Annotated in this window: 12 protein-coding genes and 1 tRNA gene; 7 read left to right on the forward strand and 6 right to left on the reverse strand. The window is 70.4% G+C overall.

Annotation, left to right across the window (positions count from 1 at the left end; translation table 11 throughout):
* The first annotated feature begins 6 nt into the window (after positions 1-6).
* The 4 genes from efeB to ACZ7EG_RS10925 all read left to right on the forward strand — a co-directional run bounded on the left by efeB (position 7) and on the right by ACZ7EG_RS10925 (position 4,924).
* Positions 7-1,296, forward strand: a complete 1,290-nt coding sequence (efeB, locus tag ACZ7EG_RS10910) for an iron uptake transporter deferrochelatase/peroxidase subunit (RefSeq protein ID WP_471075354.1) — start codon at positions 7-9, stop codon at positions 1,294-1,296.
* Between the two features lie 62 nt (positions 1,297-1,358).
* Positions 1,359-2,291 (forward strand): prephenate dehydratase, encoded by a 933-nt coding sequence (gene pheA, locus ACZ7EG_RS10915; RefSeq protein WP_471075357.1) that lies wholly within the window; start codon positions 1,359-1,361, stop codon positions 2,289-2,291.
* A gap of 540 nt (positions 2,292-2,831) precedes the next feature.
* Entirely contained in the window at positions 2,832-4,109 is a 1,278-nt protein-coding gene (serS, locus tag ACZ7EG_RS10920; RefSeq protein ID WP_471075360.1) for a serine--tRNA ligase, read from the forward strand.
* The gene (locus ACZ7EG_RS10925; protein WP_471075363.1) at positions 4,106-4,924 is read left to right on the forward strand and encodes an HAD family hydrolase; all 819 of its coding nucleotides are present in this window, start codon (positions 4,106-4,108) and stop codon (positions 4,922-4,924) included. The genes serS and ACZ7EG_RS10925 overlap by 4 nt, the downstream gene beginning before the upstream one ends.
* A 99-nt stretch (positions 4,925-5,023) precedes the next feature.
* Here the strand turns inward: ACZ7EG_RS10925 and ACZ7EG_RS10930 are convergent.
* The 6 genes from ACZ7EG_RS10930 to ACZ7EG_RS10955 all read right to left on the reverse strand — a co-directional run bounded on the left by ACZ7EG_RS10930 (position 5,024) and on the right by ACZ7EG_RS10955 (position 9,216).
* Positions 5,024-5,110 (reverse strand) — tRNA-Ser (locus ACZ7EG_RS10930).
* 282 nt (positions 5,111-5,392) lie between these two features.
* Positions 5,393-5,602: an SGM_3592 family protein gene (locus tag ACZ7EG_RS10935; RefSeq protein WP_471075366.1), complete on the reverse strand. Its 210-nt coding sequence runs from the start codon at positions 5,600-5,602 to the stop codon at positions 5,393-5,395.
* Positions 5,603-5,703: 101 nt separating this feature from the next.
* Positions 5,704-6,423, reverse strand: coding sequence for an ABC transporter permease (locus tag ACZ7EG_RS10940; protein WP_471075369.1), 720 nt, complete (start codon positions 6,421-6,423; stop codon positions 5,704-5,706).
* Between the two features lie 9 nt (positions 6,424-6,432).
* Positions 6,433-7,344, reverse strand: a complete 912-nt coding sequence (locus ACZ7EG_RS10945) for an ABC transporter ATP-binding protein (RefSeq protein ID WP_362045795.1) — start codon at positions 7,342-7,344, stop codon at positions 6,433-6,435.
* Positions 7,341-8,258, reverse strand: coding sequence for an ABC transporter permease (locus tag ACZ7EG_RS10950; protein WP_471075372.1), 918 nt, complete (start codon positions 8,256-8,258; stop codon positions 7,341-7,343). Before ACZ7EG_RS10950 ends, ACZ7EG_RS10945 begins: the two co-directional genes overlap by 4 nt.
* Positions 8,248-9,216 carry an ABC transporter ATP-binding protein gene (locus ACZ7EG_RS10955; protein ID WP_471077039.1) on the reverse strand — a complete coding sequence of 323 codons (969 nt, stop codon included), beginning with the start codon at positions 9,214-9,216 and terminating at the stop codon, positions 8,248-8,250. Before ACZ7EG_RS10955 ends, ACZ7EG_RS10950 begins: the two co-directional genes overlap by 11 nt.
* Positions 9,217-9,384: 168 nt before the next feature.
* On the opposite strand from ACZ7EG_RS10955, the gene ACZ7EG_RS10960 reads away from it, so the two are divergent.
* The 3 genes from ACZ7EG_RS10960 to ACZ7EG_RS10970 all read left to right on the forward strand — a co-directional run bounded on the left by ACZ7EG_RS10960 (position 9,385) and on the right by ACZ7EG_RS10970 (position 12,878).
* Positions 9,385-11,142 (forward strand): SDR family oxidoreductase, encoded by a 1,758-nt coding sequence (locus ACZ7EG_RS10960; RefSeq protein ID WP_471075375.1) that lies wholly within the window; start codon positions 9,385-9,387, stop codon positions 11,140-11,142.
* Positions 11,143-11,316: 174 nt separating this feature from the next.
* Complete coding sequence (locus ACZ7EG_RS10965; RefSeq protein ID WP_471075378.1) at positions 11,317-11,865, forward strand: RNA 2'-phosphotransferase; 549 nt, start codon at positions 11,317-11,319, stop codon at positions 11,863-11,865.
* Positions 11,866-11,975: 110 nt separating this feature from the next.
* The gene (locus tag ACZ7EG_RS10970) at positions 11,976-12,878 is read left to right on the forward strand and encodes an LLM class flavin-dependent oxidoreductase (RefSeq protein WP_471075380.1); all 903 of its coding nucleotides are present in this window, start codon (positions 11,976-11,978) and stop codon (positions 12,876-12,878) included.
* Positions 12,879-13,077: the final 199 nt, after the last annotated feature.

The following is a 13,077-nucleotide window of genomic DNA, read 5'->3' on the forward strand; positions in this document are numbered from 1 at the left end:
ACGACCATGCCTGACCAGTCCCTTCCGAAGGCCCGCACCCCCGAGGCCGGCCCTGGGGAGAGCGAAACCACCCCCGCCCACGAGGGCATCTCACGGCGGCGGCTGCTCGGTACCGCCGGTGCCACCGGACTCGTCCTCGGCACGGCGGGCGCCGCCGTGGGCTACGCCGCCGCCCCCTCCGAAGCGGCCGCTCCGCTCACCTCGCTCGGCACGGACCGGGCGATGTTTCACGGGAAACATCAGCCCGGCATCACCGACGGCCTCCAGGCGCGCGGCCACCTCGTCGCCTTCGACCTCGCGGCGGGCGCCGGCCGCAAGGAGGCCGCCGCCCTGCTCCGCCGCTGGTCGGAGACGGCCCGGCGGCTGATGGCGGGTGAGCCGAGCTCCCACGAGGACACGGACGTCGCCCGCGACGCCGGGCCCTCGTCGCTGACCATCACCTTCGGCTTCGGCCACAGCTTCTTCGCGAGGACCGGCCTGGAGAAGCAGCGTCCGACCGCCCTGGACCCGCTGCCCGAGTTCTCCTCCGACCGCCTCGACAAGAAGCGCAGCAACGGCGACCTGTGGGTGCAGATCGGCGCCAACGACGCCCTGGTCGCCTTCCACGCCCTGCGCGCGATCCAGAAGGACGCGGGCCGGGCCGCGAAGGTCCGCTGGCAGATGAACGGCTTCAACCGCTCACCGGGCGCCACCTCCCACCCCATGACGGCCCGCAACCTGATGGGCCAGATCGACGGCACCCGCAACCCCAAGCCGACCGAGTCCGACTTCGACCAGCGCATCTTCGTGCCGGAGACGGGCGACCCGGCCTGGATGGCGAACGGCTCCTACGCCGTCGTCCGCCGGATCCGCATGCTCCTCGACGACTGGGAGCAGCTCTCCGTCAAGGCGCAGGAGGAGGTGATCGGGCGCCGCAAGTCCGACGGGGCGGCCCTGTCCGGGGGAAGCGAGACGACGGCGATGGACCTGGAGAAGACGGACGCCAAGGGCAACCTGGTCGTCCCGATCAACGCCCACGCCCGCATCACCCGGCCCGACCAGAACGGCGGCGCGGCGATGCTCCGCCGCCCCTTCTCCTTCCACGACGGCATCGACACCGACGGGGTGCCCGACGCGGGTCTGCTCTTCATCTGCTGGCAGGCCGACCCTGTGCGCGGCTTCGTGCCGGTGCAGCGCAAGCTCGACCGCGGCGACGCCCTGTCGCAGTTCATCCGGCACGAGTCGAGCGGACTGTTCGCCGTGCCGGGCGGGGCCGCGGAGGGAGAGTACGTGGGGCAGAAGTTGCTGGAGGGGTGAGAGTTCACCCCTGTGCGTGCTTGTGGGGGATAGCGCTTCCGCAAGGCCATTAGGGTGAGGTCATGCCAGCGAGCTATGCGTATCTCGGCCCTGAGGGCACCTTCACCGAAGTCGCCCTGCGCACGCTTCCCGAGGCCGCCACCCGGGAGCTCATCCCGTACGTGTCCGTCCAGTCCGCGCTCGACGCGGTACGCGCCGGCGAGGCCGAGGCCGCGTTCGTGCCGATCGAGAACTCCGTCGAGGGCGGCATCACCACCACCCTCGACGAGCTGGTCGCCGGCGCGCCGTTGATGATCTACCGCGAGGTGCTGCTGTCGATCACCTTCGCGCTGCTGGTCCGCCCGGGCACGAAGCTGTCGGACATCAAGACCGTCTCGGCCCACCCGGCCGCGCAGCCGCAGGTGCGCAACTGGCTGAAGAAGCACCTCCCGGACGCGCACTGGGAGTCGGCCGCCTCGAACGCGGACGCCGCACGACTGGTCCAGGAGGGCCAGTACGACGCCGCCTTCGCGGGGGAGTTCGCGGCCGCCCGCTACGGTCTGGAGGCCCTGGAGACCCAGATCCACGACGCGGAGAACGCCCAGACGCGGTTCGTGCTGGTGGGCCGGCCCGCCCGGCCCGCGGCGCCGACCGGCGCGGACAAGACCTCGATCGTGCTGTGGCAGCGCGACGACCACCCCGGCGGGCTGCGTGACCTGCTGGGCGAATTCGCCACCCGCGGCATCAACCTCATGCTGCTCCAGTCCCGGCCCACCGGCGCCGGCATCGGCAACTACTGCTTCTGCATCGACGCCGAGGGCCACATCTCCGACCGCCGGGTGGCCGACGCCCTGATGGGTCTGAAGCGGATCTGCCTCCAGGTGCGCTACCTGGGCTCCTACCCGCGCGCGGACGTGCAGCCAGGGGATGTGCAGCCGCCGCGGCTGGGGACGTCCGACGAGGAGTTCTCGGGTGCGGCGGACTGGGTCGCGCGGTGCCAGGACGGGCGTTTCTAGTCCGGGTTCCCGCCCGTGCCGAGCTGGTCGTACCTGCTGATCGCCGTTATCCACAGAAGTTATCCACAGGTCCGCTTCTCGACCTGGGGACAAGTCGACAACGAAGCGCAACTCAGTCGACAAATCGCCCTGTAGGCCCCTGATGCGCCTATCGCCGGGCAGGTCACCCTTCGTCCACTGTTTTCCCTTGCGTAACCCTTCGAGGTGACCCACTTCCACTCGAAAGTGAGAGTGGAGGGGGTTTGTCATGGGAGTTCATGGGACGGTCCGACCATTCGGAGTGATCAATTCCGTAGTCCACAGATCTTCCACACAGCCTGTGGATAACTCTTGCCCGGGTGTGGATCGCTGTGGACAACCGAGGCCCAAGTCCCTTTCGGTCCAAGGGATTAGAGTCAAGATGGCGCCCGTCGGATGCCACGTTCCGGGGAGAGACGTCTTCTATATTGACACTGCGCGCAATTCGCTCATAACGGTACGTAAGGCGCGAGCGCAATAGTGAGTCGTGGGCGGTCATCCCGCACCGGTAGCCTTGGGCGCGTGATTGACCTTCGCCTGCTCCGTGAGGACCCCGACCGTGTGCGCGCGTCGCAGCGCGCCCGTGGAGAGGACGTCGCGCTCGTCGACGCCCTCCTGTCTGCCGACGAGCGGCGCAGGTCCTCCGGCGTCCGCTTCGACGAGCTCCGCGCCGAACAGAAGGCGCTCGGCAAGCTCATCCCCAAGGCGGTCGGCGACGAGAAGGCCGAGCTGCTGAAGAAGGCGGGCCAGCTCGCCGCCGACGTCAAGGCCGCCGACGCCGATCGCGACGCGGCCGCGACCGAGACCCAGGAACTGCTCCAGCGGCTCGGCAACCTCGTGCACCCGGACGTGCCCGTGGGCGGCGAGGAGGACTTCGTCACCCTCGAGACGCACGGCACGATCCGCGACTTCGACGCCGAGGGCTTCGAGCCCAAGGACCACCTGGCGCTCGGCCAGCTCCTCGGCGCGATCGACGTCGAGCGCGGCGCCAAGGTCTCCGGCTCGCGCTTCTACTTCCTGACCGGCGTGGGCGCGCTCCTGGAGCTCGCCCTCGTGAACGCGGCGATGGCGCAGGCCACCGCGGCCGGCTTCACCCCGATGCTGACCCCGGCGCTGGTCCGCCCCCAGTCCATGGCGGGCACGGGCTTCCTCGGCCAGGCCGCACAGGACGTCTACCACCTCGCCGACGACGACCTCTACCTGGTCGGCACCTCCGAGGTGCCGCTCGCCGCGTACCACATGGACGAGATCCTCGACGCCGACCGCCTCCCCCTGCGCTACGCGGGCTTCTCGCCCTGCTTCCGCCGCGAGGCCGGTTCGCACGGCAAGGACACCCGGGGCATCTTCCGCGTGCACCAGTTCGACAAGGTCGAGATGTTCTCCTACGTCGCTCCCGAGGACTCGCAGGCCGAGCACCAGCGCCTGCTGGAGTGGGAGAAGCAGTGGCTGACCTCGCTGGAGCTGCCGTACCGCGTGATCGACGTGGCGAGCGCCGACCTGGGTGCCTCGGCCTCCCGCAAGTTCGACTGCGAGGCGTGGATCCCGACCCAGGGCAAGTACCGAGAGCTGACCTCGACCTCGGACTGCACCGAGTTCCAGTCCCGCCGCCTGTCGATCCGCGTCCGTGAGGGCAAGCAGGTCCGCCCGCTGGCCACGCTCAACGGCACGCTGTGCGCCGTCCCGCGCACGATCGTGGCGATCCTGGAGAACCACCAGCAGGCCGACGGTTCGGTGCGCGTGCCCGAGGTGCTGCGTCCGTACCTGGGCGGCCGGGAGGTCCTGGAGCCGGTGGCGAAGTGAGCGACACGGCTTCCCCGGACGCCTTCCCGTACCGGCTCGTCGCCACCGATCTCGACGGGACGCTGCTGCGCTCCGACGACACCGTGTCGCAGCGCACCCGTGACGCGCTCGCCGCGGCCACCGCGGCGGGCGCCGCGCACATCGTCGTCACCGGCCGCGCCGTTCCGTGGACCCGGCACATCCTCGACGACCTCGGCTACCAGGGTCTTGCCGTCTGCGGTCAGGGCGCGCAGGTCTACGACGCCGGCGCGCACCGCCTGCTGACGTCGGTGACGCTGGACCGGCAGCTGGCCGGGGTGGCGCTGGCCAAGATCGAGGCGGAGGTGGGCCCCCTCCACCTGGCGGCGAGCCGCGACGGCCTCGACGGCGAGGTGCTGGTGGGCCCGGGCTACGCGGTGCAGGGCACCCTGCCCGCCACGCCCTTCACGGACGCGTCGGACCTGTGGACCGCGCCCCTGAACAAGCTGTACATCCAGCACCCGACGCTTTCCGACGACGAGCTCTGCGAGGCGGCCACGCGCACCGCCGGCGGTTTCGTCACCGTCACGATGGCGGGCGCGGGCATCGTCGAGCTTCTCCCCCTCGGCCTGTCCAAGGCGACGGGGCTGTCCCTGGCCGCCCGTCGGCTCGGTCTGAAGGCGGCCGACACGATCGCCTTCGGCGACATGCCCAACGACATACCGATGTTCGCCTGGGCCTCCTACGGCGTCGCCATGGCGGACGCCCACGAGGAACTGAAGGCGGTGGCCGACGAGGTGACGTCCTCCCACGACGAGGACGGCATCGCGGTGGTGCTGGAGCGGTTGCTGGGCTGAGCGTCCGGCGTGTCGCCCCGTGCCGAGGGCGTTGCCCGGGGCTGGACGGTGCCAGGCGTGCCCGGTCGTGCTCATGCTCATGCTCATGCTCATGCTCGGCGGAGGATGCACGAATCGAACGTGCGCGGGCTTTCAGGCCCGACCTTGGCTTAGCAAGCCAGTGCCTTACCGCTCGGCCAATCCTCCGGGTGGGCGGCCCACGCGATGTGCGATTCGCGTGCTCGAAGCGGCCGCCCCGGGCAGCTCCCCGTACGAGGCGGGTTCCACGGAGGGGTGGTGACTACTCCGGATCCCGCCTCGGGCTGCCCTGAAGGGAGCTGGACGTACTGCCGTGCATGGACACCGTCCCGCTCCTCTCCCAGAACGTGGCGCCGGGCTCCCCGCCCGGCCGTGATGACAACCACTGTGCCCGCCGGGCGAATTGGACGCCACTGATTAAAACGACGGCCGGATCGGCAGAGCGACCGTCTACTTCCTGCGCCACCTGCGCCGCCGGACCTTGCTGAAGAACCAGCCCGCCGGCGGCTCGTCGGACCGCCAGGGCTGTGGCTCCGGTTCCTCGCGGCGCCACTTCGCCGCGAGCATCCGGGCACGGGCGGACGGCTCGGAGGTCCCGGCGGAGCGTATGAAGTCCTCGTCCAGTACGACATCGTCGAAGTCGTCCTTCTCGCCCGCCATTCCCGTCCTCCCAGCCGTCCAACTCCCGTTGTGCTTCCCCTACATCCCGTTCGCCCAGTGTGCCCCGGCAGAGGTGAAGCCTCCGTCAAGGCCGGGCCACGTCACTCCTCGCCCGCGAGCGTCAAGGAGCGCAGCTTCTGTCCGGCGTACCAGGTGGCCAGCACCGTGACGGCGATCAGCAGCACCGTCGCCGTGGTCAGGCCCACGTCGGAGGAGACCAGGTCCCCGCCGGACACCTTCTGTGCCACCGCCAGCGACCACTGCTGGACACTCAGCGTGCGCGCACCCGGCACCAGGGAGCCGAACAGGGCCTCCCAGACCAGCGCGTAGACGAGGCCGAACACCACCGCGTGCCGGGAGACCGTGCCCAGCAGCAGGAACAGGGCCGCGTAGGCGATGGACGCGACCAGCGCGGCCACCGTGTAGGCGACGGCGACCTGCTGGCCGTTGCCGTTCAGGATGAAGCCGGCGATGAGCGTCGGCACCGCGGAGAACACCATGGTCACGGCGATCGCGACGATCAGCTTGGTGAAGATGATCGTCGGCCGTTTGATCGGCTTGGACAGCAGGTACACCACCGAACCGTCGTCGATCTCCGGTCCGATCGCGCCCGTCCCGGCGATGACGCCGATGATCGGCACCATCGTGGCGAGCGCGAGTCCGCCCAGCAGGTCGGACGCCGTCTGGTCGTCCGCCCCTGCCAGTGCGCGCACCGCCACGGCGATCACGATCAGCAGCATCGGCAGGGCACCGAGGATGAGGGCCCGGCGTCGGCCGAGCAGGGCCCGGTACGTGAGCCGGGCGACTGTGGGGTCGTACATCAGGGCCTCCTACGCCGCGACGAGGTACGAGAAGACGGACTCGAGGGACTCGTCGGACGGCGAGACCGTGAGCAGCCGGATGCCGTGGTCCCTGGCCACGCGCGGCAGCAGGGCCGTGAAGCGGCCGAAGTCGACGGCCTGGATGCGCAGCGCGCCCTCGGCGAGGTCGACCTCGATGCCGGCCGTCGACGGGTCGGCGATCAGCGCGGCCGCGAGCGCACGGTCGTCGCTGGAACGCACCAGGTAGCGGTGGGGCCGGTCGGTCATCAGGCGGCGGATCTTGCGGAAGTCACCGCTGGCGGCGTGCCGGCCGGCGACGACGACCTCGATGTGCCAGGCGAGTTGCTCGACCTCTTCGAGGATGTGGGAGGAGAACAGGACCGTGCGGCCCTCGTCGCCCATGCGACGCAGCAGGTCCATCAGCTGCATGCGCTGGCGCGGGTCCATGCCGTTGAACGGCTCGTCCAGCAGCAGCAGGGAGGGGTCGTGGACCAGGGCGGAGGCCATCTTCACGCGCTGGCGCATGCCCTTGGAGTACGTCTGGATCTTGCGGTCCTGTGCGTACTCCATCTCGACCGTGGCGAGCGCCTTCTGGGCTGCCTTGGCGCCCAGGCCGTGCAGCTCGGCGTTGGCCAGCACGAACTCCTTGCCGGTGAGGAAGTCGTACATCGCCTCCCGCTCGGGCACGACACCGATGTGCTTGTAGATCTGCTCGTTGCGCCACACGGCCTGGCCGTCGAGGGTGACCGTGCCGGTGGAGGGGGCCAGGAAGCCGCCCATCATGTTGATGAGGGTGGACTTTCCGGCGCCGTTGGGGCCGAGCAGGCCGGTGACCCCGGGGCCGATGGTCATGGTGATGTCGTTGACGGCGACCACGTTGCCGAACCAGCGGGAGACGTGGTCGATGGAGAGCGTGGTCACAGTCCCACCTTCTTGTAGCGGCGCATCAGGAGGCCGTAGCTCGCCGCGATCAGGCCCAGGGCGACGACGACGTAGACGATGCCCTCGGCGGTGCTCGGGCCCACCCCGCCAGGGGAGGCGGACGTCGCGCCCAGGAACGCGGACTGCACACCGTCGACGATCGTGATCGGCGAGAACAGCCCGATCCACGGCACGGCGTCGCCGCTGCCCTGGGCGTCGGCGATGGCCTGGAGGGTGGAGACCGCGCCGTAGGTGATGGTCAGCACGGCGATCACGGCCGCGATTCCGAAGCCGCGGCGCGGGGTGAAGGACGCGATGACCAGGCCGATTCCGGCGAACAGCAGTGAGAGCAGTGCCACGGAGACGAGTCCCTGAGCGAATCCCTTGGTCTGGTCGGCGAAGTCGAGCTTGGCCAGCAGGGCGCCCACGTAGAGCACGAGCAGGGGCGCCGCGGTGAGGATGAACAGCGCCGAGGCCAGTGCCGCGAACTTGGCCCGGACGTAGTCGGCGGTCTCGATGGGCCGCGAGAAGTACAGCGGCACGGTCTTGAAGCGCAGGTCCCGCGAAACGCTCTGGGGTGCCTGTGAGGCGACGTAGAGGCTGATGACCGCCTGCATGACGATCGCGTTGCGCGTGTAGTCCAGGGGCAGGGCGTTGGCCTTGGTGGCGACCGCGACGGCGACCATGATGGCGGCGGGCACGCACATCACCACGAAGAGCAGCATCGGCAGCACCTTGGACTTCACCGAGCGGCCGAGGCCGTAGGAGCCGCGCAGGGACTGCGAGTACAGGGAGCGGCGGGCGTAGGCGCGGCCGAGGCGCGGGCCGTCGTAGTTGCGGTAGCCGATGTTGTGGATGCGGGTCTGGTCACCCGGTGCCGGGGCGGCTGCCCCCGTGCGGTGCTCAACCGCCATGGCCGACCGCCTCCTTCCGCTGTTCGCGCTCGTCGCTGCCGGTGAAGACCTCGGAGATGTGGTGCCGGCGCTGCTCCATGCGCACCAGGCCGAGTCCGAGGTCCGCGATCACGTCCCGGACCACGTCGTACGTCTCCTCGCCCTGCGCGGTGAGCAGCAGGACATGGCCGGCGCCCGGCAGACCGCTGCCGTCCTCGACGCTCACCCCGCGCGCGTGCAGCGCCTCGCGGACCGCGCGGGTGCCGTCCGGGTGCTCGTCGGTGTCCGTGACCTCGATGGCGAGGGTCGTGGTGGTCTGCGTGAAGTCCGTGGTGGAGCTGGAGCGCAGGAGCTTGCCGCCGTCCACGACGACGACGTGGTCGCAGGTGCGTTCCAGCTCGCCCAGCAGGTGGGAGGTGACCAGGACCGAGATGCCGAAGTCGGTGTGGATCCGGCGGATCAGGCCGAGCATCTCGTCGCGGCCGACGGGGTCGAGACCGTTGGTCGGCTCGTCCAGGAAGACCAGCTGCGGGTCGTGGACGAGGGCCTGCGCGAGCTTGACGCGCTGCTTCATGCCGGTCGAGTAGCCGCCGATGGGGCGGTAGCGCTCCTCGTACAGGCCGACGTGGCGCAGGGTGTCGGCCGTGCGCTCGCGCGCGGCGGTGGGCGGCAGACCGGACATGCGCGCCATGTGGACGACGAACTCGGTGGCCGAGACGTCCGGCGGCAGGCAGTCGTGCTCGGGCATGTAGCCGACCCGCTCGCGGATGGCGGCGCCCTTGGTGGCGACATCGAGACCGAGCACTTCGGCGCGGCCCTCGGTGGCGGGGGACAGACCCAGCAGGATCTTGATCAGTGTGGACTTGCCGGCTCCGTTTGCTCCGACGAGTCCGGTCACACCGGGCCCGACGTCCACGGAGAGCCGGTCAAGCGCGGTCACCCGGGGGAACCGCTTGCTCAGGCTTTCGGTCGCGATCACAGTCACCCCTCGAAGGTAGGGGCCGTGCGCGTGGCGGGCATCACTCCGCAGAGCTGTCTTCGGATCAGCCCTGAGTATTACGGGCCCCTAGGGGAGCTGCCTCTTGAGAGTTACCACCACCGGGCAGCTCCTATTGACGAACTCTCTAACAACTGCCAGATTCGCCGGATGACGTTGCTGACGGGCGCGCGGGAGCGCAGGGTTCGGACCGGCGAAGTCGAGCTGTGCGTGGTCGAGATGGGTGATCCGGGGCGGCCGACGGTCGTCCTGGTGCACGGTTACCCGGACAGCAAAGAGGTGTGGTCCGAGGTCGCCGGGCGACTCGCCGGACGCTTCCACGTGGTGGCGTACGACGTCCGCGGACACGGCCGGTCGACGGCGCCGCGGCCGTTGCGGGGCGGGTTCACGCTGGAGAAGCTGACGGACGACTTCCTGGCCGTCGTGGACGCGGTGAGTCCGGACCGGCCGGTGCATCTGGTCGGGCACGACTGGGGCTCGGTGCAGGCCTGGGAGTTCACCACCGTGCAGCGCACCAGGGGGCGCATCGCCTCGTTCACCTCGATGTCCGGGCCGTCCCTCGACCACTTCGGCCACTGGATCGGCCAGCGCGTGAAGCGGCCCACCCCGCGCCGGGTCGGACAGCTGCTCGGGCAGGGCGCCAGGTCCTGGTACGTGTACCTGCTGCACACGCCCGTGCTGCCCGAGCTGGCCTGGCGCGGCCCGCTCGGCAAGCGCTGGCCGCGGGTGCTGGAGCGCGTCGAGAAGGTGCCACGGGGCGACTACCCCACCGCCTCCCTGCCGTCGGACGCGGCGCACGGGGCCTGGTTGTACCGGGACAACGTCCGGCCCCGGCTGCGCGCGCCACGCCCCGACGCGCACGCCCACGCACCCGTGCAGATCATCACGCCCCTGGAGGACCGGTTCCTCTCGGAGCGGCTCCACGACGAACTGGAGCAGTGGGTTCCGCAGTTGACCCGCAGGACGGTCCAGGCGGGGCACTGGATCCCGCGGACCCGCCCCGACCGACTGGTCTCGTGGATCGAGGAGTTCGTGACGTCCGTCGAGAGCGGGCGGTCCCCGGTGGCGGCGAGCGGGGCGCACGCCCAGCGGTTCGGCGGGCAGCTCGTGCTGGTCACCGGGGCGGGCAGCGGTATCGGGCGGGCGACCGCGCTCGCGTTCGCCGAGGCCGGCGCGCGCGTGGTGGCCGTCGACCGGAACGCGGAGGCAGCGGCCCGCACAGCCGAGTCCTGCCGCCTGCTGGGCGCCCCCGAGGTCTGGGCGGAGACGGTCGACGTCTCCGACGAGCAGGCCGTGGAGAAGCTCGCCGACAAGGTCACCGCCGAGTACGGGGTGGTGGACGTCCTCGTGAACAACGCCGGGATCGGACTGTCCGGTTCCTTCTTCGACACCACCCCGGAGGACTGGAAGAAGGTCCTCGACGTCAACCTGTGGGGTGTCATCCACGGATGCCGGCTCTTCGGCCGGCGGATGGCCGAACGCGGGCAGGGCGGCCACATCGTCAACGTGGCATCCGCCGCGGCGTACCAGCCCTCCCGGGCCCTGCCCGCGTACAGCACGTCCAAGGCGGCCGTGCTGATGCTCAGCGAGTGCCTGCGGGCGGAGCTCGCCGGACGGGGGATCGGCGTGACGGCGGTCTGCCCCGGCATCGTGAACACCGCCATCACGTCGACGGCGCACTTCGCCGGGGTCGACGCCCTGGAGGAGAAGCGGCTGCAGAAGCGCGCCGCCCGTCTGTACGGGCTGCGGAACTATCCGCCGCAGAAGGTCGCCCGTGCGATCCTGCGGGCGGTCGCGCGCAATGAGGCGGTGGTGCCGGTGACACCGGAGGCACGGGGTGCGCGGTGGCTGTCACGGTGGGCACCGGGGGCACTGCGGGGCCTCGCGCGGATGAAGCCGCCGGTATGACGCCGAGTCCCCTCGGATCGAAGGCTTGCGACCGGTTCCCCAAAACCCGTGCGGTGAGGGCCAGTTGTCCACAGAACCGCCAATTCTCCTGTGGATAACCATACTTGGTTGTGGATCAAACCTCGGAAGTGAAACTCGATCGCGTGATTCACGTCTCTCCCGCACTCTGGTGGGATGGACGAAAGACGCACCGTGAAGGTGTCGAAGTACCTGTCGAAGCATCTGCGCCACCAGCCGGAACGTATCGGGCTCACGCTCGACGAGGCCGGCTGGGTCGAGATCGACACCTTGATCGCCGCGGCCGCCGCGCACGGATTCCGGTTCACCCGCGACGAACTGGACCATGTCGTCGCCACCAACGACAAGCGGCGTTTCGCCGTCGAGGGCACCCGGATCCGCGCCAGCCAGGGCCACAGCGTGGAGGTCGACCTCGGGCTCGCGCCGGCCACCCCGCCCGCACACCTCTACCACGGCACTGTCGCCGCCTCCTTGGACGCGATCCGCGCCGAGGGACTCCGGCCCATGCGCCGGCACGCCGTGCACCTTTCACCCGACCGGGAGACGGCGACCCGTGTGGGCGCCCGCCGGGGACGTCCGATCGTGCTGGTGGTGGACGCGGACGCCATGCACCGTGACGGCCATCTCTTCCAGGTGAGCGCGAACGGGGTGTGGCTGACCGAGGCCGTCCCGGCCCGGTACCTGCGTTTCCCCGGACCGCGTTGACCTGCCGCATCCGGCCGACTGCGCACCGCACCCGTACCTACCCGGACGCGCACGGTGACGGTTTCACGTGAAACAGGGGAGACCGCCGGCGCTCCCTTAGGCTCGATGTCATGAGTCTGCGTCTGAGCACCGTGATCCTCCCGTACCGCCGCTGGCACGAAGGCGGCCGCGCGGCCTGGACGCGCGCCGAGCAGCTCGGCTTCCACACCGCGTACACCTACGACCACCTGTCCTGGCGCACCTTCCGGGACGGCCCGTGGTTCGGCGCCGTGCCGACACTCACGGCCGCCGCGAGCGTCACCGACCGGCTGCGGCTGGGCACCCTGGTGACCTCTCCGAACTTCCGGCACCCCGTGACGCTCGCCAAGGAGCTGATCTCCCTCGACGACATCTCCGGCGGGCGGGTCACGCTGGGCATAGGCGCGGGCGGCTCCGGCTTCGACGCCACCGCGCTCGGCCAGGACCCCTGGACCCCGCACGAGCGTGCCGACCGCTTCGCCGAGTTCGTCCCGCTGCTCGACCGGCTGCTCTGCGAGGACGCCGTGTCGTACGAGGGCGACTTCTACTCCGCCCACGAGGCACGGAACATCCCCGGCTGTGTGCAGCGCCCCAGGCTGCCGTTCGCGGTGGCCGCGACAGGGCCCCGCGGGATGCGGCTTGCCGCCCGTTTCGGGCAGGCGTGGGTGACCACCGGCGACCCGAAGCTGTACGAGAACGGCACGCCTGAGCAGTCGGTTCAGGCCATTCGCGGGCAGGCGGAGAGGCTCGACGACATCTGTGCCGAGGTCGGCCGGGACATGACCGATCTCGACCGGGTGCTGCTCACCGGTTTCACGCCGGACCGTGTCGGCCCGCTCCAGTCCCTGGACGCCTTCGTGGAGTTCGCCGGACGGCATGTGGAGCTGGGCTTCACGGAGATCGTGATCCATTGGCCGATCCCCGACTCGCCCTTCGCCGCGGACGAGAAGGTCTTCGAGCAGATCGCGATGGAGGCGCCGGCGCAGCTGCGCTGAGGCGGACGGATGCCTCGGGGCTCTGCAGGGGCCTGCGTCGGGGGCTCTGCCGGGGCCTTGCAGGGGCCTGCGTCGGAGGCTCTGCAGGGGCCTCACCGCGGGGCCCCTGCGGAGCGACTGCTCATGTGGGGCTCCTGGTGGCAGCGGTATTCACTCACCTGTGCGGAGCCCCGCACGCCCGTGCAGGCATGTGCGGGAC

This window comes from Streptomyces sp. NPDC037100, assembly GCF_055606225.1.

Coding starts and splice junctions, on each gene's coding strand:
- efeB (WP_471075354.1), top strand. CDS start 7: ATGCCTGACCAGTCCCTTCCGAAGGCCCGCACCCCCGAGGCCGGCCCT.
- pheA (WP_471075357.1), top strand. CDS start 1,359: ATGCCAGCGAGCTATGCGTATCTCGGCCCTGAGGGCACCTTCACCGAA.
- ACZ7EG_RS10935 (WP_471075366.1), bottom strand. CDS start 5,602: ATGGCGGGCGAGAAGGACGACTTCGACGATGTCGTACTGGACGAGGAC.
- ACZ7EG_RS10940 (WP_471075369.1), bottom strand. CDS start 6,423: ATGTACGACCCCACAGTCGCCCGGCTCACGTACCGGGCCCTGCTCGGC.
- ACZ7EG_RS10950 (WP_471075372.1), bottom strand. CDS start 8,258: ATGGCGGTTGAGCACCGCACGGGGGCAGCCGCCCCGGCACCGGGTGAC.
- ACZ7EG_RS10960 (WP_471075375.1), top strand. CDS start 9,385: ATGACGTTGCTGACGGGCGCGCGGGAGCGCAGGGTTCGGACCGGCGAA.
- ACZ7EG_RS10965 (WP_471075378.1), top strand. CDS start 11,317: ATGGACGAAAGACGCACCGTGAAGGTGTCGAAGTACCTGTCGAAGCAT.
- ACZ7EG_RS10970 (WP_471075380.1), top strand. CDS start 11,976: ATGAGTCTGCGTCTGAGCACCGTGATCCTCCCGTACCGCCGCTGGCAC.